Consider the following 23,054-nt stretch of genomic DNA (forward strand, 5'->3'; position numbering starts at 1 on the left):
AAGGCATTAAATAAACCTCATTTGAATAAGTTAGAAGATTCAGCCAAGCTTAATAATAATGTGGCTAGATTTTTTAGATTTGGTTATTGGCGTGAATATAAATGGCGAAAGTTACCTTTATATTTGCGCTGATGGCTCTATGAAGGCATGCCCTTAATCGGCTTAATCCAGCTCATGAGTAGTGAACTAGATTCCAAAATACTTTTTGGGGTGCGGTATTTTCTCTGGCCATAACAAGGAAGGCCAGCCGAGAGAAATAATAGGCAGAAGATGACGACAGTCTGTGTCACATTGCTGTTTTGGCTTTCGTGGATTTCACCCTTTAGCTGAAAAATGCTGTTATCTGGTTGCTGGTAATTGCATTGCCTATGCAATGAGATTAATGCTGTTTGTCCTGAGGGAGCAACCTCTTTGGTGGCGAGGTTCTCTCCTTGAATAGTACCACAGATCAACGTCTTGCCTGAGCTAATACTTTGCTCATCAGCCATTAGGCTAGCGCTCAGGTGGCAGAGTACCAGCAGGCCAAGCAAGAGAGTTAAGCTTGATAGTGTGACAGTTCCTTGTTTCAACATATAACCAGCTAAGTAGAAATGAATATATCGCCAAAATGATACAAAAAGATACATTTAAATTTGAGACGAATATTCAATGTATGAAACAGGTAAATTTTAATCAATATTAAAATAGCATTAACCTAAATATTGTGGGTCTTATCACATTTAGGTGCGTTTTTATCTCTTTAATTTAAAGCTTGTTAACCTTTTCTTATCCACCTGTTTACGCTTTCTGGTTGGTTCCGTGTTTTCTAAATTAGATTGATTTTGTGTAGTTTGTTTTAAATAAAGTATTTTAGGCGAATTTTTGAATAAGATTTTAATATAAAAGCTTTGGTTAGACTTTATAGAGAGTTAACTAGGGTACATGATGAGTTTTATGCATAATTGAATAAAAGATTTATTTAATTAAGGGAATAATCTATTACATTGTTAATGTGTGCTCTCATTACATGTGGCCATACTGTCAGTTGAGTGTTGAGACGACAACTGCTCGGCCGCGTCTACGCACGGATGCTAACTAAATAGGACAGATCACTAGAGACTCAGGTAATAAGATAGATTAGAGTAAACAAAGAAGTGGAGGCGCCAACTGCTCTCTGTCGTTACCCGTTACAGGAAGCCGATATGTCGAAAGAAAACCGCCTAAACAAGATGATTTTGCCTATGTTGCTCGTGGTCGCCGCGTTGGCGATACTCTGGGCGCTCTGGTATCGCCCGAGCGACGATGGCCAGCTGTCGGCCGTGCTGGCCGCCGCCGGGATGGAACCGCAGGTCGAAGATGCCAGTCAGCTGGCCACTCCCGCCGATAGCCAGCAGACACAGACCAGTTTCAAGACGGTTTCCGAGGCGCGGCCCACTCAGGCGCCTGAGGATGTGGTATTAAATTCCCTCGATGAGCTGATCGCCCTGTTTGATCGCCTGGACTATAACCAGGCGGCCTGGCAGGCGGGCAGTCGTGAGGTACCCAGGCTCACCTTCGAGGCCGTGAGTGAGCGTTGGCAGCAGACCTCGTCGCAGATCCCGGTGCAGCTCAAGAAGATGGTGTTCTTTCGCCTGATGGCGCCGCTTATCCTGGTGGCCAATGAGAAGATATTGCTGGAGCGGCAGACTATCGCCCAGGCGGAGTTAGATGCCCCAGAGCTACTGGCCCTGGCGCGTAAGTATCGCCTGTTAACCGATGAGAGCGGCAGCCATACCGATGAGAGTGGCAGCCTGACCGAAGAGCAGCGCCAGCAGCTTTTGGCGCGGGTCGATATCATGCCGCCCTCTCTGGTGCTGGCCCAGGCGGCGGAGGAGAGTGGCTGGGCGACGTCTCGCTTTACCGTCGAGGGCAACGCCTTCTTCGGCCAGTGGGACTTTAGCGGCAAGGGGATGAAGCCAAAGGAACAGCGTAAGGAGCTGGGCAACTATGGCCTGGCCCGTTTCGACACACCGCTGGCTTCGGTGGAGGGCTACCTGCTTAACCTCAACACCAACAATGCCTACCAGTCGCTGCGGGATCTTAGGTCGCAGCTGCGCGAAGGCAACAAGCCGATCACAGGCCTGGAACTGGCGGGCACTCTGGAGCGATATTCCGAACGAGGTCAGGCCTACATAGATGGGATTCGCCATATGATCCGCTACAACGGCCTGGATCAGGTGGATGAGGCTTACTTGAGTGATGGGGCGCCGCTGCACCTGATCAGCGCAGATGACGCCCGCGATTGAATGGCCAGCGGGGATTAGATCCCCGTCATCTGGCCAGTATAGAGGATAAAGTTGCGCAGCAAGAACACCCCTATCAGGCTGAAGCTGGCGGTGACCGCCACATAGGCGAACTTACGATCCGCCGACACCTTCATCCATAGGTTGAAGGCCAGTGGCAGGGTAAGGCCTATGCCGATCACGCCGGCCCAGAAGATCCAACCCCAGAAGCCGAAGCCCAAGGCGTTGAGCGCCGCGACCTGGCTCTGACCACCGGAGAGGATTAATCCGGCGAAGAAGGTAAACAGCAGGCCAATCTCCACCAAAATCAACGGGATCTCTATGCCGTGGATGAAACGCACCTCGACCCCATTGGGATTACCCCGAAGCAGCACCCCACCCAGTAGGGTCGCGGCGGCGCCGGAGGAGAGCCCGGAGATCAAGAACAGCAGCGGCAATACCGGGTTATTCAGCAGCGGGAAGCCGATCAGCGCCGACAGCAGGAAGCCGGTGTAGGCCCCAAGCGAGATGGCGAGGATCACCAAGACGCCTGTGATCGCCGCTTCCTGTTTCACCAGCCAGTTAAGCAGTCGGTTGGCGATAGGCAGGCGCTTATCCAGTAGCTGAGTGATGCGGCGCTGAAAGACGCTGGCTATCCAGGCAAACAGCACCAGCTGATAGGCCATCAGCACCAGCACCCCCATAGACATCACAGAACTGGTGTTGTAGAACACCAGGATCTTCCAGAAATCCAGTGGCCGGGTGAGGTCGAATACCAGGATCCCCAGGCCACCAAACACGGCGACCGGCGCTATGATGGCCGCCGCCTGCACGAAGGGCGAATGCCAGGCTTCGTGGGATAACTTGAAGTGTTTCAGCATGATGGCGAAAAATACCGCCCCGGCAGACAGGCCGGCGAGGAAGAGGTATATGGCGATAGGCCAATGCCATACCAGGCCTTCGAAATGAAGAGCACTCATAGCATTATCTCCCCATCTATGGTTTGAATATGGAACAGCTTAGGCCGGGTGCCCAGGTCCACCTTGGCGCGGTAACTGGGCCTGGTCTTCAGCAGCTTGACCAGATCCGATTCGGGATCCTTGAGGTTACCAAAGGTCAGTGCCTTGGTGGGGCAGGCCTCGACACAGGCAGGTTGCAACCCCTGCGCCAGACGGCTCTGCTGACAGAAGTCGCACTTATCGGCGGTGCGGGTCTCGGGGTGAATATACCTGACCTGATAGGGACAGGCGGCGATGCAATACTGGCAGCCGACGCAGCGATCGCTATTGACCGCGACTATGCCCGTCTCCTTATCGATATAGGCGGCGCCTGTGGGGCAGACCCGTACACAGGGTGCGGCTTCGCAGTGCTGACAGGAGACGCGGCTGAAGCGGTAGCTCTGATCGGGATACTCGCCAAAGGGCCCCTTGCGTTCTATCTTCACCCGGGTGACGTCCTCGGGGATATGATTGACCTCACGGCAGGCCTGGACGCAGGCGTTGCAGCCGATACAGGCATTCTCGTCGTGCACCATGGCGTATTTGAGCTCGCTTTCCTTCTCGGGCTGGAGCAGGGAGTTGGCCTGGGGCGTGCGGGTGGCACCATACACAGAGACACCGGCCAGTAGCGCCCCCACTCCCTTTAGAAATTGGCGTTTAGAAACTTGCATCACAGGCCTCCTATTGTTCGACTTGGTGGCAGCCGATACACAGCTGGCTGTGCTGTTGCGTATCGAGCGACAACATGGGATCTGCCTCGGGATGGAGTCGATGACACTGATCGCAGCCAAGGCGGTTGGCGTGCACATTGTGGGTCCATTCGACTTCACCCAGGGCCTGATGATCGTGACAGGTCAGGCAGACGGCGCCGCGTTGCTGAGCCGAGAAGGGGCTATCGGGCCCAAAGGTCATGATGGTCGATCCCTTCTTGGGATGGCTGCCTTTGGGGCCGTGACAGTCCTGACAGAGAATGGCGAGGCCAGGGCTGGCGTGTATGCCCTCGAGCTGGCCATTGCGTTTATGACACTTGATACAGCTGCGGCTGGCCAGCTCGTCGGCGGCTAGGGCGTTGGGCGCTAGGCCCACCAGGCCAAGTGTGAGGACGCTGAGCAGCAGAGTAGTACAAGGGGTAATTTGACACATAATGCATCCTTACACCTCAGTGAGCATGACGTTGTGGGGAAAGATGAGCGTCAATGGAGGGGTTGACGCTCGTCAATACTTGCTGTGAAAGGCGCTCATCAGGCGGCGAGTGCGGTGCGCAGCAAGGCTTCGTCGCAATGCTTGTCTTTGTCGAGTTTGATGAGCTGTACACCAATGTAATCTAAACATTTTTCGACAAACTTCATCTGCTCTGGAGAGCTGGCCGCAGGGTCGCTCACCACGAGTTTGACTGCAGAAGATTCGTTATCGACGACCACGTAATCCAGGTGGCAGTGCTCCATGAAGTCCTGTACCTCTTCGTGGTTTTTGAGGGAATCATCCAAGTCGACGACATTCACCAGTGACGCGCCGTAAAGGACATCGTAGCGATTGGCGGCGATGGCCTTTAGGCCTTTGAGAAACTGCATTGAATCCTTGTCGAGCAGGTGAGGCTTGATGCTTACGCTGGCATCGACCAGCTGGTTCTCGCTTGATCTAAAGAACTTGATGCAGGTCATCACGAAGGTCACGATGACGAGAGGACAAATGATAAACAAAACAAAGTACATAAATGCATAGCTTAAAATAACGGTAGCGGTGGCGTTCATGATAAACCTCCAAGGTTATTTTGATTTTTAACTCTCGATTTAATTATTACCTTATGGGACTTAATTACAATAACTATTGAAATCGGATTATTAAAATTTAGCCTTGGATCAGATACTTGTTTTTTGCTATTTCATTTTGTAGATAATCAATAATTAGATATGTGATTTTTAATTGTCGAATATCTGAATGTTGGTGGGGTTTATAAGATGTTTTGCATTAAAATTAAGTCATTGCAATGTTTTTGTAAATGCTTGAAATTTAGAAATATGATCTAGGTCTATTTTATTTGTTTTATTGAATCAGAATAAAAGTATTGTCTGCTTAATAATATTTACTATACTCTCAATGGGTATATTCGATGTCGGGAGAGGTATTTTTAAATGAAAAATATGACTCTAGATAGTTTAGATATGCTGAGCGCCAATATATTAGTTAATTTGTATGAAAAGCATTCCGCTTCTTCGGTGGCGATGGAGATGAATATACCCGCCCCCAAGGTAAGCCGCTGTCTGCAGCATGCCCGAATGATCTTTAACGATCCCTTGTTTATTCGTAAGAAGCATGGCCTGGAACCCAACGATTTTACCCGTCAACTCTACCCTCTGGTGAAGGCGCTGGTGCAATGTGGCGAGCAGCTGCATCAGTTGGAGATCTGTCACGATCAGGCCGCGAGCCAGATCATGGTGCTCTATGTCAGCGATCTCTTGATTGCCGAGCTGCCTCAACGCCTGAGTGGCGCCATCAGCGAGGCACAGCTGCCTATTAGCTATGAGCTGCGTAGCGGCAGTGTGGATCTGGTAGAAGATCTGGCCCAGGGGCTTATCGATCTGGCAATTGTCAGCGAGTCTTCGGATAAGGCATTGCAAGATGATAGGCTCAGTGTCGAACCACTCAAACAGTTAACCCATCTGTATCTACTCTGCTCCCTCAAGCATCCCCTGCTGCAGCAGGAGATCAGTCTGGCCAATATCGCCAACTATCCCTACCTAAGCGCATTCGGCCAGTTTGATAAGCTGGCGCCGGATCCCTTCCAGCGTTACTGCGCCCAACACAGACTCAGCTGCCATCCTGCGCCTACCGAGATAGGAAGAGAGGGGCTGGCCTTTAATCAGCTTTATCGGTATCTGTCGGACGATAAGACGGTGAGCCTGCTGCCTTACAGCAAGGTATACGAACACAGTGAGCTATTACCTGGCCTGCATGTATGCTGCCTGTCGAGCATGGATACCAAGCGTCTGTATCAAGAGCAACCCTATCCCAGGCTCTATATGTTGAGCCGCGGCGGTCGCTGCGCTACCCATCTCGACTGGTTAAAGCGGGAGATAACTCTGCTGATCAAGCAGAACGTGCACTAGCCAGCGCATTCGGCGCGGCCTGTAGCGGCTAAGTGTTCTTGGCGGTTAAACTTATCTCTGTGCTTGTCTAGGCTTGGTCCAAGGCCCGTGCAAGGGGGGCGCGCTTCTGGGTCACTCGAGCACAGTGTGCCTGCATCTCGAGTAATTTCTCCGTTAAAATCCTGCGCAGGCAGTTCACCAGCTCAGGCTTGATCCCCTTGTGGCAGTGCAGATAGTAGCTCTGCGTCTCAAGGTCTGTGATTTCTAACCAGATCTTAGAGATATCCAGGTAGTCCACGTCGTTGCGATTCTCGAAATAGCTCATGGACATGGCCGAGGAGAGCAGGCCGATATCCTCGCTGTGACTGACATGATCCACCAACATCCTCAGGCTCGGGCTCTTGAGGGCCACACGGATATCTATCTGCCTGGCTCTGGCATACACCTCTATGGGATGAGGTTCCTGCTCCTGCAGGTGGGTATTAACCAGGGCGATAGGGTAATCAAACATCTGCCGCAGCGGATCCTCGCTGTGAAGAATGGGATGATCCTGTCGGGCGACGATGAAGAAGTGGGTGATATCCCCCAGCTTAAAGTTGTTCACCATGGGGTGGTTGATCGGCTCGGTGGAGATGCTGCAGTCGACCTTGCCCTGACACAGGCGTTGATTGACCTTATCTGTCCAGGGTTGAATATTGATATTGACCCCACCCTCGATGCAGTTGCAGGTGTTGTGTACACAGTTCATCGCCATCAGCGACCACTGCTCATAGATGGCGACACTGAGTTGATAGGGCTCGGCTACCTTGTCTATGGTGGCGGCCACTATTTTGTCGTACTGCTCCACTATGGTCTTGACCATGGGGTAGATGGTGAGGGCGACCTGATTAGGTTCGAAGCCATATTGCTGACGGATAAAGAGCTCGTCTTCCAGCACCTCCCGCAGGCAGGTAAGGCTGCGGCTTACCTTAGACTGAGTGGTACGTAATCGCTCGGCCACCGCACTGCCACTCTTGAGTTCAACCAGTCCGATAAATACCTGCAGGGTATAGTAATCGAGTCGGCTCACTTTCTTTAGCATGACATATCCCTCTATCGGCAGGTTTCGATGGCGTTAACAGGCAAAAATTATAGATCTTATGCCTAAAAATTAACCAGTTGATGAAGGTTTCTTTTAGCACGGATTGGTTAAAAATTCTGCGGGTGACATCACAGTTAGCCGGCGGTAAGCCTTGCTGTAGAGCTTCATCAAAGTCTGCCGATACCGAGCTTTAGGGGGAGTAAGCCAAAGTTCCCCATGTGGCAGCCTTAACTGCCACATGGGGGGAAGAGTGACTATTGAGGCGTCGGCAGGCGGTTCTTCTGCTTCTGGTAGAAGTAGGCCACCGTCAGCAAAATGATGCCTATGATGATGAAGGCGACCACCTTCTGCACCAGCACGAAGGAGGCCATGTCGATAAACAGCACCTTGAGACAGGCGAGACCAAACAAGATGCCGGCCAGTCGTACCAGGCTGGCCTGTCGAGGTCGCAGGCTGAGGAACATGAGCGCGCTGCCGTGACTCACCAGCAAGATACTGCTGACAGGCGCGGCTATCTGATCCCCCAGCTGATAGCTCCAGAGGAAATAGCTCACCGCCAGCAGGCTGTGCCAGCCCCATAACAGGGCGGGTTTTGGCAGCAATTTCCTGTGTGCCTGAACCCCCAGTCGCTTGCCCCTGAGATACCAGGCGAGTACCACCAATATGCCTAGCTCGCTGAGGCTAAACAGCAGGCTGCTGACATCCAACCCCAGGGGGCGATCACCGTGCAATATGATGGGCGCCAGCGGCAGCGAGATGAGCGAGGCGTAGGCCAGGCCATAGCCGGGTCTTAGCGCCTCGGCGAAACGTCTGCCCAGGGCATTGTCTCGCTCAAGCAGCAAGGCAAAGTAGGTCGTTAACCCGAGGAACACCAGTGTCCATCCCGGGGCGATGAGCCCGGACAGGGTCTGCACGGCGACGGCGACTACCAAGGCAAAATAGAAGGGGGTCAACTGCCATGGGAAGCGCAGCAACAGGCGCCAGCGGCGGTTGAGTCTTTGATAACGGATAAGCACAGTTCCCATCGCCAGAGCGCCCAGGACGAGGGCGACAAGCCCCTGCCATTGGTTGTCTAGGCAGCTCACAGCGGTGAACAGCATGGCCGTTGCACACAGCACTTGCGTCTCAATCACCAGACTCCTATGGCGCACGAACCTCGCGAGGCCGAGGGCCATGGCGCTGGCCAACCAGAGGTAGATGGGCAGCAGCGCCAGATAGCTGCGAAGCACCTTGGGCAGCAGGATGAGTGGCACGGCCAGATAACAGCCCAGTTGCACATAGTAGGCCAGACGCACCAGAGGCGATTGCGGGGAGTATTTTTTGTACCAGTAGTAGGCCAACAGCAGACTGGTAAACAGCTCGATACGCGCCAGCTTGGCGTTGAGAGGCTGCTGGGCAAAGTTGACGCTGCCCGCCTCTAGCATGCCGAGCATGATGAGGCCACCTAGCGGCAGTAGCCAGAACCAGGCCATGATCTCGGTAAAGCGCAGCTCGTTTCGCTTACCAAGATAGAGCAGCATCAGGGCGATCAGTGGCAGCCCATTGAGATAGAAGTCTGGGCTCAAGCAGTAGCCGATAAACAGCGCGGTGATCGCCAGCAGCTGACCAAAAACGCCCTGCAGGGCGCGGCGCAGGAGTCGCTCCGTCCCGGCAAGCCTATCCCCTAGGGCATCAATCAGGCGTATCGCCTGATAACAGGCGGCGCAGCTTAGTGTAAGGGTGAGAATGAGGATGAGGTTATCGCTCATTCCCGCGGCGCCACCCGGCTCGCGGTGACTCACTGCCAAGCTGTCGAACAGGGTCAGCAGGTTGCTGCCAAGGCCCATCGCCAACAGGATATAGGCCTCGGTGCGAATCGCGATAAAGTCATGTTTAGCGCCGAGCCAGAGCAGCAGTAGGGCTTCGATCAACAGCACTAAACCAAGCAGATCGGCGCTGATGAGGTAGAGCGCCGCCACCCCGGCAAACACCCCGGCCGCCGCCAGCATCAGCGGCGCAATCAGGCTATCACGCCGTATCTTCCAATAGAGCAGGGCGCAGATAACGCCATTGATCGCGAACAGCTCGCCGGCGTAGGCGGTAAACTCCCCCAGGGTATAGAGGGTAAAACAGAGCATGGCCACGGGCACCATGAGCAGGCGCGCACTGGGCTCCCGCTTGGCCTGTAACCAGAGGCTACCCAGGCCATAGAGGTAGAAGAGGGCATTGATGCCCGCCAGTGCCAGCATCTCCATGGGGCCGATGGGGGCCAGCGGCAGAAACAGAAAGAAGCCCAGCAGCTGCACACATGCGATATGCAGCAGTGCCGTTATCTCGATCAGCACGGGCCAATTCAGCCTATGACTCTGCACCAGAGAGCAGGCACCTATGATCAGCAAGTAGGGCAGATAGAGCAGCGGTGCCTGGCTGGCATCGAGCAGCATAAGCGGCGCCAGGGAGCCGCCGCACAGGGCGATGATGGCCACCACCTTGGTCTCCAGCTTCATCGCCAGGCCATAACCCAGGAGGGTGTTGACCAGCATCAGCGAGAAGGCGGCGCTCTCCGGGATCAGCTCAAAATAGGGGCCGAGGAAATAGATACAGAGATAATTCAATATGACGCCAAGGCCCACTATGCCCGAAGCATAGTCCTCCATACCGGGCCTGGCCCGCCGGATAAAGAGGCCGACAGCAATGACGGTATTGGCCGTTACCAGGCCGAGCAGTGCCTTACCCAGCTCGGAGAACCAGTGGTTGATGGAGTATTGCAGCAGGTAGCCAAAGCCCAGGGTGAGGGTGATGATGCCCGCCAGTGTCATCAGAAACACCGCGCCTTGTCCTTTGGCTTGATAGTGTTGATAGAAGGCCTTGGCCTGCTCGCCGAGGCCGCCGAAGGGGCCGAGCAGCAGGTTGACCAGCTGTCCCAATGAGCCCTGCAGCTGAGCCGCCGAGTTGGCCAGCTGTTGGCCAATACCTGGAGTGGCGGCCTTCTGTTTTGTGGTTTTCGTTGTGCGAGCCGAAGTTTTAACTTGTTCCTCTGGTTGAGGCGTCTGGCGCTGCCAGGCGTCGTGGCGATAGCTGGTATCGGCCTGCTGGCTGAGTTCGCCTTGCTGGGGGGACTGTGTCTGCTCTAACTCTAGCTGCGCTGACTGAACTTGCGCTGACGCTAAGTGAGTTTGCTCAGGCTGGGCTTGTCCAGAATGCGTCTGCCATGGCAAGTATTGGCTTGATTGGCTTGGCGCAGATGTTGAGTGCGCAGATGTTGAGTGTGTAGGAGTGGAATGCGCCAGATCTGAAGCCTCGGGCTGGTCATAGCCCTCCAGGGCATTTACCCGCGCATTGAGCTCAGCCAGCTGCTGGCTAAACTCCGCTAATTGACTCGTGAGCGCCGCGCGGTCCGATGCCTGTTGTGATTGCATCGCCTCCAGGGCCTGAGTGAGCTTGTTGACATCTTCCTTCAGTGTCATCGCCTTTCCTTTGGTCTTGCCAACTTATCCTAAGACTTATCATTGTACTTGTAGTATAGGCACTTAGGGAAGTGGTTGATATTTTTATGAATGCGGACGTTAACTTGTTTTCCAAACTCTGTTTGGATTAGCGTCGTGGGGGCTTCCCTCGTTGAGACGAATACGGCCTTCTGGCCGAAAAAAGTCGTGGGATTCCATCCCACACCCGGGCAAGGAGGACTGTTCGTCCTCGCCCTCCTTGCATCCTCCCTGACGCCCCCGACGAAGTTGTTGCTCCTCGTGCTTATGGATAAATCACTAACGCTTCCGATGGTACATCCTGTACCCCGAAAGCTAATCGGGCATCCATGCCCGATTCACGTGATTTATTCCAACGCCCTTCGGCAACTTCGATGGGGATTCCCTGTAGCCACAACCTGCATTGAAGCAAATAAGTAAAAGTTTACTCTGATCCGACTATTCAAATCTATTTTTGTTCGCAACTTTGTTGGGGGGAGACCATCGTATGGACTTGGTTCGTAGTGAGGATTATTAATGTTTATATTTTAAATAAGTAATTGTTGTATTTAAATTTGTACAACGAAAGTACGACTGAAAGCCTCTAGACAGTCTTGCTAGGTACCTGTATTTTAAACTGTATTAATAATATTCAGCAGGGATGAGTGTAAGCTGTTCTGGATGTGTGGGCTAATAAAAATAGCGATATATTTCAGTTGGTTCGTTAGGGTTGGTGAATTTTACTTATAGAGATTAGATATGATACAAGAATTAGAATATCCGAGCATGAACTCAATTTTTAATTGTCATGATGTTGAATATGGAATTAGAAGAGACTCGCAAATAGAAACAATAAAGCATTATCTAAAAGAAAATCAGGTTTTATACTTGAATGCATCTTCTTCAATTGGAAAAACAACTATATTAAAGCAGGTGTTTGAAGAACTAAAGTATGATTCTATTTCTCTTTTTATTAATAAAGAAAGAGTTGGATTTATTAATGATGTGGAAGTGTATAAAGATCTTTATATTCAAATTAAAACTTATATGGGGAACTTTACACAGCAAGATGTGAGCAAAGATGTTTCTAAAAGTGATCTAGAAAAGCTAATATCAACTTTAAGTTATCATTTAAAGTACAATGGAAAGGTTGTCTATTTCATATTTGATGGTGTGTATTCTTTTGAAAACAATGATAACAATTTTCTTGCTGAGTTTTTTTTGATGCTCCCAACTGATGTGAATTATAAATACTTGATAAGTAGAGATGATTCTAAAAAGAGTGTTGGTGTCACATCTAAAAAGTGTCATGACTATAGTTTAAGTGTTTTTTCTCTAGAGGAAATTAAGCTATGTTTGCCAAATGTTGATGATACTACAATAGTTTTGATAAGAGAGTCATTTGGTTCTTCGCCAGAAACTATATCATTTATAAAAGACATGGTTGAACGTGGAATAGAAATTGATGATATATTTAGTGATTCCAATGATGACATTCAGTGTTTGTATGAAAATGAATGGAGTAGAACGGTAAGAAGTGATTTCGTTAGAGACTTGATTGGTATTTGCTCTTATTCAGTTGATGCAGTTTCTTTAGTGGAAGTTGGTATTGCTTTAGATGCTACCGAGAAAGATTTAATAGAGGTTCTAAATGGATTGACTTTTTTAAAGCTTGAGGATGAGTTAATTGTTTTTAAGTCTAATGCTATTTTGAATTTTTGTAAGAAGAAAGTTTCCGATAACAAACATAAGTATATAGATATACTTTTGGGGTTGACTCGTGATAATTTTGATTCTTTAAACTCATCTAAAACTGCACATTATCTTTTTGAAAAAAATGAGTTTGACAAAGTATTGGGTGTTATTAGTGATGAGCATATATCTAATAGGTATCAAAAATCAAAGTCATTTAATGAAGTTCATAAGATAATTAACTTTGGAATTAAAGCTTGTGAAAAACTAGATATAAAAGATAAGTTTATAAAGTATAAGTATTTAAAAAGTGGGTTGTCTAGTATCTATAACTCTGAATTGATGGCGCAACAACTGAAATGTCACATTGTTGCTGGTGAGTCTGCACTGGCCATAAGGCTTATTCAGAAAGCTCGTTCGGAAGAAGAGATGTTACAGCTGTATTGTATATACGCCATGTCAAAAATTAAAGAAGGAGTCGGTATAGAGGATAGTTTATACAATAAAATAGATTACTTGTTTGATAAAATCGATGTTGATGAACTAGGTCCTGAAAGAGTGGTAGATATTTGTGCTGATCTTCTTCCAATAATGCCTGATAAAGCTTTGATTTTAATTAACAAATTGGATTCTTTAGGGCAGGCTGGGCAGAATAAGTCAGACTTTGCATTTCTCAATTTGTCTTTATTGAGTTTGCAGCGTCATGGGGATAATTTTACAACAGATATCAGCAAGGAAAACTCAAGAGATTTAACTCGTTCTACTATTATTGAAAATATAAAAGGCTTAAATAAGGATGCAACTCCTGATAGTTTGTTGGAATTTTTTAGTAAGTTTCCAGAAAGTGGAGACCGTATATTTCTTTATAGAGCTTGGCTTAAAAATAACAAAGAAAATCAAAATGCAGTGATTATTTTAGGAAAGGTAATGGATGAAATTATAGAATCAATAGAGTTTTCTATTGACGCTTCGTTGTTTCAAGATATTACCGAGTGCCTTAATTTTTCTGAATTAGAAAATAATGATGATGTTGTCAATAAAATAAAGTCGCAACTTAATACTCTTAAAAAGAAAGGTCCAACAGTTGACTATTGCAGGCTTGTTTTAAATATAATAACCCAAGAGAGGAGTTTAGACAAAAAGGTTGAGACCCTAAATGACTTGGTAAAATACATTGATTCTGTAAAAGATTTATCTGTTAAACTTACTTGCTTGTCTCATATCTGTGGTTTTGAAAAGTTTAATAAAATATCAAACATCATACTTGATTGCCATAAAACAAAGCAGGATACTTTTAAAACAATAATAGAGTCAGATGCTCTTCATATCGAAATATTGAAAGAGTCTATAGCTGCCGAATCAAAGTATGATATAGATAATGCTATTTTTTGGTGTGAAAGTTTCAATAATTCAATTAGGGTTAACAAAGGTAAGTCTATTGCACTTTATAGTTATCTTAAAAATATTGAATTGATTAAAAATCATAAATCAGTAAATGACTTGGTATCAATTGTAAGATCAATTTCTGATGAAGAGTATAGAGAGGATTTGTATTATTTAGTTGTTGAAAAGTATAAATATTTTTCACCATCAAAGAAAAATACAGATAAGCTTATAAAGTTTTTTAAAAGAATACATAACAACTACGTTAAATCAAGGTGTTTGATAATGCTTTATTGTGAGGCGTTAGAGCTTGGTGTTATTAAAAGTGAAAGTTATGTTGTTGATTGCATAAATGACGCTATTTCTAATTGTGATGGTGATGACAATAAGTCTGAGTTGAGGTTTTATGCTTGTGAAATGCTATTCAAATTTGATAGGGATGTTTCGCTTTCATTTAAAGAGAAAGCAATTGAGGTTGTAGAAGAAACTGGATATTCAAACGAAGGGCAGATTGATTTTAAAATATATACAATCGAGTTGGCAATCAGAAGTCTTTATATATTATCTAGAGTTAATGAAGATTCGGTAGAAGATTTTGATTTTATAGTGAAATCGATATTAACGATTAATAGTGATATAAAAAAATCGCGACTTTTTTCTCGGTTAGTTTCATCTTATCAAAAAAGTGATAAAGACAGTTATAGTAAGAAAATAATTGAGAATCATATCGTTCCCATTTTAGAGAAAAACTCTAAAACCGCTGGAAAGGAATTCTTAATCATCTTGTTTTATACCCTTCCAGTTATAAATGTATATGATGATGATATTTTTTTATATTGGTTTAATAAAGCTCCTAAGGGCACTGGTAGAATTATGGATAAGATGATCAATGTGACAATTGATTATTTATATAATGATTGTATTATTGGTGATCCTTATGATTCCATTAAGAATAAATATACTATTGGTTATCGTGACTTAATTCGAGTCTTGAAGTTAATAAGTTTGATACGGGAGGATGGAAATCAGTTTTTTGAAATTAGAAGGGTTTTAGCTGCAATTAAAGGTCTTAGAAAAAAGAGTAAGATTAGTAAAACTCAAGAAGATGAACTTCTGGGAAGTCTCATTCGGGAATATATTGATACTTTCCCTAAACAAGGAGGGATTTCTCATTTTGGTTATAAAATATTGTTTTTATCTGAAATTAAAAGTATGTCAGATGATCTTGTCGATGAGTCTTGGGATGAACTCATTTCTATGGCGAGGCAGGTTAACAATATATCTGATCGTTCGTTTGTTATTTCTCAGATTTCAAGTAATTTACCTGAATCTCATCAATTAAAAAGGAAGGCTCTTTTTCAAGAGTCAGTATCTTTAATAGAAAGGTTGTCTTCAAGTATAGAAAAGGTAAATAGATATAAAGTTGTTTGTGATAATTATCGAAGTTTCGATAAAGCAAGTGTTAAAGATAATTTGAAGAAAGCGTTTATGATTTGTAATGATAGTCACCAAAGGATTAATTCTTCAACAAACTTAGAAATAATAGATATGATAAATTCCTATGGTGATGCATTTTCTTCGTCTTTAGTAAATATGCTTGATAATGACCCTGCGAGAAAAAAGTCTATCGAAGACAGCATGAAAAAGCGAAAAAATGAAGAAGAATTAAAGAAAAGGTTTCAAAGTAATCAAGATTTATCTAAAGAAGATAAAAGCTCAGATCTTACCGATTTACTTTGGAAGCAGTTAGCTATAGTTAATTCAAATTGTGGCCACGTGCCAAAGTTATTTAATGTACAAAGCTATATTAATTCTTTGGATTATTCTGACGTAGATGGACTTTATAAAGTTCTAAGTTACTACATTCATTCGCTATATGTAATAAATCCTTCTCGATCGAAAGTGCTAGAGACTATTAGACCTTTGTTTGATATCTTCTCGTCTATTATATTGGTTTTTGATGCTATATTTAGTGAGGCTGAACGTTGTGATAATTTGGAACTGGTTTCTAATGACAGCGATGAAAAGTCAGTAGTTATATCTGAAGGGCAAGGTGAAAATGCTTTGAAGTTTATTAAGGAATGGTTTGGGAATTCTAATAATAAAGTGTTAACTATTGTTGACCCATATTTGCATGTTGAGGATTTTGAGTTTATAGCTAATGTCATATCCAAAGATCCAAATGTAGACTTGATAATTGTTACAAGTTTAGAGTCATGTAAGAAGTTGGAAGCTGATGGTGATTTGGAAGACAGATTCTCTCAATTTTGGGAAGATAATATTAGTAGGACTTCACCACCATCAATTGATTTTATCTTTATTAGTTGTGGAGATAGCAAATCTTTTCCTATACATGATCGTTGGTGGCTCTCCGGGGCTAACGTGGTTGAATGCGGTACTTCAATTAGCGGTTTTGGAAACAGAGTTTCTAAAATCAGAGTTCTTACGGCAGAAGAAGCATCCGAGATCGATGCAGCTATTTCACCATATATTATGATGAAAAAGAGATTTAGAGGTGACGAGAAAGTTAAGTATAAGCTGGTTAGAATCTAAATGTCATCATGAACAGATACGGTAGAAGCTACAGTTAGTCCCCATCGAAGTTGCCGGAGTGGATAGCAGAAAATGGCGTGAGACTCACATGGATGTGAGGCTAGCTTCCGGGGGGCTTGGATGCCCCATCGGAAGCGTCAGTCATTTTCAATAAGCCACGTAGGGATCACAACTTCGTCTGGGGCGGCACGGGGAGATGCAAGAGGGGGATTGCTGGAGATCCCCCTCTTGCCCTGGTGTGGAACGGAGTTCCACGACTTACCTCGGCCGTAAGGCCGCACATTTACAGCTGTGGGATGGAATCCCACGACGTTAATCCAAACGAAGTTTGGAAAACGTAATTCAGGCCGAAAGGCTACATATACTTTGGTGTGGAACGGAGTTCCACGACTTTTATCCAAACGGAGTTTGGAAAATCAGTATCCGGCCGTAAGGCCGCAAACCGGCGTCAGCCATCCCAAACGAAGTTTGGATAAACCATCAACATGACGTTAGTCATCAAAAAGTTATTTAAACCATTGTTAACTGACAATGGTGACACGAATCGTTAGAATAACCCCCAGATTATTCCTATCCAGAGCCAACCCCAATGCATGTACATATCTTAGGGATCTGCGGCACCTTTATGGGTGGTCTCGCACTCCTTGCTCGCGCTAACGGTCACAAGGTCACGGGCAGCGATGCCAACGTCTATCCGCCCATGAGCACTCAGCTCGAGGAGCAGGGGATAGAACTGATCCAGGGCTTCGACCCAAGTCAGCTGGGGCAAAACGAGGACGAGGCGCCGGATCTGGTGGTGATAGGTAATGCCATGAGTCGTGGCAATCCCTGTGTCGAGGCTGTGCTGAATCGTGGCCTGAAATATACCTCCGGGCCACAGTTTCTGGCCGAACATATTCTGCCCAATCGTTGGGTGCTGGCGGTGTCGGGTACCCATGGTAAGACATCGACCTCCAGCATGCTGGCGTGGATCTTAGAAGATTGCGGCTATGCGCCGGGCTTCCTGATAGGCGGCGTACCGCAAAACTTTGGCGTGTCGGCGCGCCTGGGCGACTCGCCGTTTTTCGTGGTGGAGGCGGACGAGTATGACAGCGCCTTCTTCGACAAGCGCTCTAAGTTTGTCCACTATCAGCCGCGCACTTTGGTGATCAATAACCTGGAGTTCGATCACGCCGATATCTTCGATGATTTAAAAGCGATCCAGCGTCAGTTTAATCACGTAATAAGAACAGTACCGGGTCAGGGCAAGGTTATCTGGCCATCCGCCAGCGACGCGGTGCGCGAGGTGATCGACATGGGCTGCTGGAGCGAGCAGGAGACCTTTAACCTGGTGGCGGGTAGCCCAGGTTGGTACAGCGAGCTGCTGAGCGAGGATGGCCACAGCTTCGAGCTCTTCTTCGACGGTGAGTCCCAGGGCGTGCTCGACTGGTCACTCATCGGTCAGCACAACGTGGAAAACGCCACCATGGCGATCGCCGCGGCCCGTCACGTGGGCGTCAAGCCTGCGGCGGCTATCGAGGCGTTGACCCGCTTCGCGCCGCCAAAGCGTCGCATGGAGCTTATCGGCACTGTCAGTGATATCGCCGTGTATGACGACTTTGCTCACCACCCGACGGCGATTGCCACCACGCTACAGGGCTGCCGCGCCAAGGTGGGTGAAGGTCGCATCATAGTTGTGCTGGAGCCTCGCTCTAACACCATGAAACGCGGCGTGCACAAGGATACCCTGGCGGGGTCCATGGCGCTGGCCGATGCAGCCTACCTGTATCAGGCGGACAACATCGACTGGGACGTGGAAGCGGCGATGGCCAAGGCCGAGTTGCCTGTGACTGTGCTATACCAGATAGATGAGCTGGTCGAGACCGTGGCCGCGGCGGCGAGGCCCGGCGACACCATAATCGTGATGAGCAACGGCGGCTTCGGTGGCCTACACGGCAAGTTGCTGCACAAGCTGGAACAGAACAAGGCATGAGTCTAGCCAGTCGGGCTTAGACTCGGGTCTTCAACGAAGAGAGAGATATGAATTATCCCAAGCGGGCCAAGGCGATCAGCCTGGCCTGGACCGGCGCCAGCGGGGCGCCATATGGACTTAAGTTATTGCAGTGTCTGCTGATGGCGGATTATCAGGTGTTTCTGATGATCTCCAGCGCGGCGCGTGTGGTGCTGGCTACCGAACACGGCTTGCAGCTCAGTGCTAACGGCGACAAGGCTAAGGAGCAACTGCTGGCGCTGTTTGCCGAGCAGGGGCTAAAGCCAACAGGTGAATTGCATGTGCTGGGCAAGGAGGAGTGGTTCTCGCCACCAGCCTCTGGCTCGGCGGCGCCCAAACAGATGGTGATCTGCCCCTGTAGCACGGGCACCCTGGCGGCGGTGGCCACCGGCATGAGCAATAGCCTGCTAGAGCGCGCCGCCGATGTGGTGCTCAAGGAGCGTGGCCAGCTGATCTTAGTACCCAGAGAAACCCCCTTTAGCAGCATACACTTAGAGCATATGCTGTCACTTTCGCGCCTGGGAGCCACCATAATGCCGGCGGCGCCGGGCTTTTATCATGATCCCAAATCGATTGAAGATCTGGTAGACTTCATGGTCGCTCGGATTTTAGACCATCTGGGTGTCGACCACGGGTTAACCAAGCGTTGGGGCTATGATAAGCACAGTGCCGACAACCGCGACAATTAACACAAATTTGAGAAGAGTATGAAACACACTACCGAAGTGATGATCTCGGCAGATGAGATTGAACAACAACTGGATATCCTGGCAGCGCAGATCAATGCCCATTACGCCAACAGCGAACGCCTGCTAATGGTTGGCCTGCTGAAGGGGTCTGTGGTCTTTATGGCCGACCTCTGCCGCCGCATCAAGGGCCACGTTGAGATCGATTTCATGTCGGTATCCAGCTACGGCAACGCCATGACCAGCTCGCGCGACGTGAAGATCCTAAAGGATGTACAGTCGGATATCGAAGGCCGTGACGTGTTGATCGTCGAAGACCTGATCGATTCGGGTAACACCCTGAACAAGGTGCGCGAGATGCTACTGCTGCGCGAACCTAAGAGTCTGGCCCTCTGTACCTTGCTGGACAAGCCAGAGCGTCGCGAGGTTGATGTACCGGTAGACTTTATCGGCTTCACCATCCCCGATGAGTTTATCGTCGGCTATGGTATCGACTATGCCGAGCAGTATCGTAACCTGCCTTACATAGCGAAAGTCGTACCCTTAGATTAATCGCGCCTTAGTTAAGATCTTAAACTCCTGCTTTGTGCGGGAGTTTTTGTTTTTTCATATCAATAGCAATAGCAATACCAATTTCAAGATCAGGATAACGGAAGTCACTAATGACCAAAGAGCCATATGCTTTAGTTATCGACTCGCTCAGAAAAACCTACAAGGGCGGCGTCGAAGCGGTAAAAGGGATCAGCCTTAAGGTCGAGGCGGGGGATTTCTTTGCCCTGCTGGGCCCCAACGGCGCCGGCAAGTCCACCACGATCGGGGTGATCTGCTCCCTGGTGCAGAAGAGTTCCGGCAAGGTGAAGGTGTTCGAACACGATATCGACACCCAGCTGGAGCTGGCCAAGATGTCCATCGGCCTGGTGCCCCAGGAGTTTAACTTCAACCAGTTTGAGACAGTGCTGCAGATAGTGGTCAATCAGGCCGGCTATTTCGGTGTGTCTCGCGAGGTGGCCTTCGATCGCGCCAAGAAATACCTGAGTCAGCTCGACCTGTGGGACAAGCGCAACAGCCCGTCTCGCGCGCTTTCGGGCGGCATGAAGCGCCGCCTGATGATCGCCCGCGCCCTGATGCACGAGCCCAAGCTGCTGATCCTGGATGAGCCCACCGCCGGGGTGGATATCGAGCTCAGACGTTCAATGTGGACCTTCCTGACGGATCTTAACCGCCAGGGGGTGACCATCATACTGACCACCCACTACCTGGAAGAGGCCGAGATGCTGTGCCGCAACATTGGCATCATAGACAAGGGCGAGCTGGTGGAGTGCACCAGCATGAAATCCTTGCTCAGCCGCCTCAACATGGAGACCTTCGTGTTCGACCTCAAGGCCGATATCAACGAGGCGCCGACCCTCGACGGAATTAGTTGTCGCCTGACCGACCCACACACATTAGAGGTGGATGTGGAGAAGGCCCATAGCATCAACAGCGTGTTCGCCCAGCTTACCGAGCAGGGGATAGAGGTGTTGTCTATGCGTAACAAGGCTAACCGATTGGAGGAGCTGTTTGTGGAGCTGGTGGAACAAGGTAAGGGAGGTGCTAAGGCATGAGCACTAGCATGAACATGAAGCAGGTCTATTTTACCGCCTTTAAGAGCATATTGATCAAGGAGGTGACCCGTTTCACCCGTATCTGGGTGCAGACCCTGGTGCCGCCGGCGATCTCTATGACTCTGTATTTCCTGATCTTCGGTAATCTGGTGGGTAAGCGCATCGGTGAGATGGGCGGCGTCAGCTACATGGAGTTTATCGCCCCCGGCCTCATCATGATGTCGGTGATCACCGCCTCCTACTCCAACGTGGCGTCATCCTTCTTCAGTGCCAAGTTTCAGCGCAACCTGGAGGAGCTGATCGTCGCGCCCGTGCCTCACTATGTGATGATTGCCGGTTACGTGGGCGGTGGTGTGGCCCGTGGCCTGTGTGTCGGCACCATAGTGACCCTGGTGGCCATGTTCTTCGTGGATATCAGCCTGCACCACGCAGGCTTGGTGGCCCTGACCGTACTGCTGACCTCTATCCTGTTCGCCCTGGGGGGGCTGATCAACGCCGTGTTCGCCAAGAGCTATGATGACATCAGCATAGTGCCCACCTTCGTGTTGACGCCGCTGACCTATCTGGGCGGTGTCTTCTACTCGCTGACTCTGCTGCCGAGCTTCTGGCAGGGGGTGTCACAGCTGAACCCTGTGGTCTATATGATCAACGTGTTCCGTTACGGTTTCCTGGGTTATGCCGACATAGGCATTGGCCTGTCGATTGCCGTCATGGTGGGCTTCTGCGCCGGCCTCTGGTTGCTGGCCTACTACCTGATCAGCCGCGGCATAGGCTTGAGAACCTAGTTGGTTCATGACAGACAAATCCAACTAAAAAGCCCCACATTGGTGGGGCTTTTTTATGGCTGTATTCTTTAATGCATGGCGTGCATTGACTAGCTATCTTCCAAATAGCGCACCATATCAAACAGCTGCGCCAGGCAGTATGCGCCTATCTTGGCACTGCAGAAATGACCATTTTGGCAGGCATAGTCGCTGACCCATTGGACTATTCGTGAAAGGGCTATCTGCTCGTCCGAGGGGAGTAGAACGCCATCTTGGCAGTGATAACTCACGCCCTGGCTGTCGATAAGCAGCAGGGATTGGCCAAGCAGATGGTCGCGCTCATCGAGCCAGGCTTGCTCGCTATCTAACAGCATCAACTGCTTGTCGTTGGTGAGCTTGAGCAGTAAGGGCCAGTGGATAGTCATATTTGAGTCTGCTCTGGGGCCATCTGAACCTCGGGATGGTTCTGGTCGCAGCCTAGGTGGAAGTAGGCGCCGGGTTTGTCCTCTATGCCGTGGGCCAGTCCGAAGGCGTAGCCTTTGACATAGATAAAAAGATACAGGGCGGCGTCTTTATCGTCGTCATAGGCTTTGAGGGTCTGTCGCAGCGCTTGGTTAACCTGGTTTTGGTCTATGGTAAAGCCCATGTCGATGGCGAGCTTGGCACATACCAGAGGCGCTATCACCTCGCTCTGGGTCGTCAGGTATTGGGCATGGTCGATGAAGCTGTCGACGTTGATCTCTCTGGGGTCATCGGCAGGCGTGAAGAAGGTTTGGCGCAGATAGAATCCCAGCAGAAGCAGGCCGATAATGAGCAGGCTCAACTGGGTCTTGTTCATGGTGGCCTCGCGACTTAAGTTAGTGCTGCATGACTGAGGTCAATGCGGCAAGGCTTTCATCAAAGCTTTACGGCTCATGTTAGTGTTGCACTACCTGGGGCGCGCCCCTGTCGGCCTGCTCCCTCTGCTCCCTCTGCTCTTCCTGCTCCGGCGCCGTGATGCGCCGCTTATGTTGCTTTAGCATGAACATGGCGTCCTTGTTGAGCTTTATCAGGCCGTCGAAGTAGCTGTTCATCTCATCGACTTTGGTGAGAAACTCGGGGTCGTCCTTGGCCTGCTTCTGCCAGTAGCGCTTGCGATCCAGCTTCTGTTTCTCGCTGGCCCTCAGGATCTCATAATAGCTGTTTTCCTGCTTGAGGCGGTAGACTTCCGCATCGATCAGCTGTAACAGCTTTTCCTGGGACAGGGTGCGCTTGTTGAGTAGCGCCTGCAGGGGGTCGAGCTTCTCCTTAGGCTTATCGCTATCGATCTCAGTCGTGATGCCGAGTTGGTACTGAATATGGTGTTGCTTAAACTCTTTCGGACAGGAGGTCTGGCTGAAGACCACCTTATCGCCCTTGATACACTTATAGATGCTGCTGGCGTGACTCAGGCCGGGAAGCAGCAGGAGTGCGATGGCTAAGAGCAGTTTTCCCATGGAGCGATAATTCCTCTATCTGCGTCGAGTCTTGGGGTGGCGGCATCAATTGGGTGAGC

At 49.0% G+C, this 23,054-nt stretch carries 18 protein-coding genes; 8 read left to right on the forward strand and 10 right to left on the reverse strand.

Annotation, left to right across the window (positions count from 1 at the left end; genetic code table 11):
- Positions 1-137: 137 nt before the first annotated feature.
- A complete protein-coding gene (locus tag L2731_RS06415; protein ID WP_249252324.1) occupies positions 138-572 on the reverse strand; it encodes a hypothetical protein in 435 nt (144 codons plus the stop codon).
- Positions 573-1,181: 609 nt separating this feature from the next.
- Here L2731_RS06415 and L2731_RS06420 point away from each other — a divergent pair.
- On the forward strand, positions 1,182-2,264 hold the full coding sequence (locus L2731_RS06420) for a glucosaminidase domain-containing protein (RefSeq protein WP_249252326.1): 1,083 nt from the start codon (positions 1,182-1,184) through the stop codon (positions 2,262-2,264).
- Between the two features lie 14 nt (positions 2,265-2,278).
- Here the strand turns inward: L2731_RS06420 and nrfD are convergent, their stop codons facing one another.
- From nrfD to L2731_RS06440, 4 genes are all read right to left on the reverse strand, one after another.
- Complete coding sequence (gene nrfD / locus L2731_RS06425; protein ID WP_249252327.1) at positions 2,279-3,220, reverse strand: cytochrome c nitrite reductase subunit NrfD; 942 nt, start codon at positions 3,218-3,220, stop codon at positions 2,279-2,281.
- The gene (locus tag L2731_RS06430; protein ID WP_249252328.1) at positions 3,217-3,909 is read right to left on the reverse strand and encodes a 4Fe-4S dicluster domain-containing protein; all 693 of its coding nucleotides are present in this window, start codon (positions 3,907-3,909) and stop codon (positions 3,217-3,219) included. The genes nrfD and L2731_RS06430 overlap by 4 nt, the downstream gene beginning before the upstream one ends.
- A gap of 10 nt (positions 3,910-3,919) precedes the next feature.
- Positions 3,920-4,381, reverse strand: coding sequence for a cytochrome c3 family protein (locus L2731_RS06435; RefSeq protein ID WP_249252329.1), 462 nt, complete (start codon positions 4,379-4,381; stop codon positions 3,920-3,922).
- 98 nt (positions 4,382-4,479) lie between these two features.
- Positions 4,480-4,989 (reverse strand): PDDEXK family nuclease, encoded by a 510-nt coding sequence (locus tag L2731_RS06440; RefSeq protein WP_249252330.1) that lies wholly within the window; start codon positions 4,987-4,989, stop codon positions 4,480-4,482.
- Between the two features lie 477 nt (positions 4,990-5,466).
- Here L2731_RS06440 and L2731_RS06445 point away from each other — a divergent pair, with 477 nt between their 5' ends.
- Entirely contained in the window at positions 5,467-6,345 is an 879-nt protein-coding gene (locus tag L2731_RS06445) for a LysR substrate-binding domain-containing protein (protein WP_249252331.1), read from the forward strand.
- Positions 6,346-6,412: 67 nt separating this feature from the next.
- On the opposite strand, the gene L2731_RS06450 is transcribed toward L2731_RS06445, so the two are convergent.
- Together L2731_RS06450 and L2731_RS06455 are read right to left on the reverse strand one after the other, a co-directional pair.
- Entirely contained in the window at positions 6,413-7,405 is a 993-nt protein-coding gene (locus L2731_RS06450) for a LysR family transcriptional regulator (protein WP_249252332.1), read from the reverse strand.
- A 254-nt stretch (positions 7,406-7,659) separates the two neighbouring features.
- Positions 7,660-10,851 (reverse strand): DUF2339 domain-containing protein, encoded by a 3,192-nt coding sequence (locus L2731_RS06455; RefSeq protein WP_249252333.1) that lies wholly within the window; start codon positions 10,849-10,851, stop codon positions 7,660-7,662.
- Between the two features lie 756 nt (positions 10,852-11,607).
- On the opposite strand from L2731_RS06455, the gene L2731_RS06460 reads away from it, so the two are divergent.
- The 6 genes from L2731_RS06460 to L2731_RS06485 all read left to right on the forward strand — a co-directional run bounded on the left by L2731_RS06460 (position 11,608) and on the right by L2731_RS06485 (position 21,541).
- The gene (locus L2731_RS06460) at positions 11,608-16,476 is read left to right on the forward strand and encodes a hypothetical protein (protein WP_249252335.1); all 4,869 of its coding nucleotides are present in this window, start codon (positions 11,608-11,610) and stop codon (positions 16,474-16,476) included.
- 589 nt (positions 16,477-17,065) lie between these two features.
- The gene (gene mpl / locus L2731_RS06465) at positions 17,066-18,448 is read left to right on the forward strand and encodes a UDP-N-acetylmuramate:L-alanyl-gamma-D-glutamyl-meso-diaminopimelate ligase (protein WP_249252336.1); all 1,383 of its coding nucleotides are present in this window, start codon (positions 17,066-17,068) and stop codon (positions 18,446-18,448) included.
- A 47-nt stretch (positions 18,449-18,495) separates the two neighbouring features.
- Positions 18,496-19,155, forward strand: coding sequence for a flavin prenyltransferase UbiX (locus L2731_RS06470; RefSeq protein WP_041510085.1), 660 nt, complete (start codon positions 18,496-18,498; stop codon positions 19,153-19,155).
- Between the two features lie 18 nt (positions 19,156-19,173).
- Positions 19,174-19,704 (forward strand): hypoxanthine phosphoribosyltransferase, encoded by a 531-nt coding sequence (gene hpt / locus L2731_RS06475; protein ID WP_011866938.1) that lies wholly within the window; start codon positions 19,174-19,176, stop codon positions 19,702-19,704.
- 110 nt (positions 19,705-19,814) lie between these two features.
- Complete coding sequence (locus tag L2731_RS06480; protein WP_249252338.1) at positions 19,815-20,756, forward strand: ABC transporter ATP-binding protein; 942 nt, start codon at positions 19,815-19,817, stop codon at positions 20,754-20,756.
- Positions 20,757-20,770: 14 nt separating this feature from the next.
- Positions 20,771-21,541: an ABC transporter permease gene (locus L2731_RS06485; RefSeq protein ID WP_041510088.1), complete on the forward strand. Its 771-nt coding sequence runs from the start codon at positions 20,771-20,773 to the stop codon at positions 21,539-21,541.
- A gap of 89 nt (positions 21,542-21,630) precedes the next feature.
- On the opposite strand, the gene L2731_RS06490 is transcribed toward L2731_RS06485, so the two are convergent.
- From L2731_RS06490 to L2731_RS06500, 3 genes are all read right to left on the reverse strand, one after another.
- Positions 21,631-21,945: a DUF4144 family protein gene (locus L2731_RS06490; RefSeq protein WP_249252339.1), complete on the reverse strand. Its 315-nt coding sequence runs from the start codon at positions 21,943-21,945 to the stop codon at positions 21,631-21,633.
- Entirely contained in the window at positions 21,942-22,358 is a 417-nt protein-coding gene (locus L2731_RS06495; protein ID WP_239849625.1) for a hypothetical protein, read from the reverse strand. Before L2731_RS06495 ends, L2731_RS06490 begins: the two co-directional genes overlap by 4 nt.
- Before the next feature lie 79 nt (positions 22,359-22,437).
- Positions 22,438-22,995: a DUF4124 domain-containing protein gene (locus tag L2731_RS06500; RefSeq protein ID WP_249252340.1), complete on the reverse strand. Its 558-nt coding sequence runs from the start codon at positions 22,993-22,995 to the stop codon at positions 22,438-22,440.
- Positions 22,996-23,054: the final 59 nt, after the last annotated feature.

The organism is Shewanella aquimarina, assembly GCF_023349185.1.
Taxonomy (GTDB): Bacteria; Pseudomonadota; Gammaproteobacteria; order Enterobacterales; family Shewanellaceae; genus Shewanella; species Shewanella aquimarina.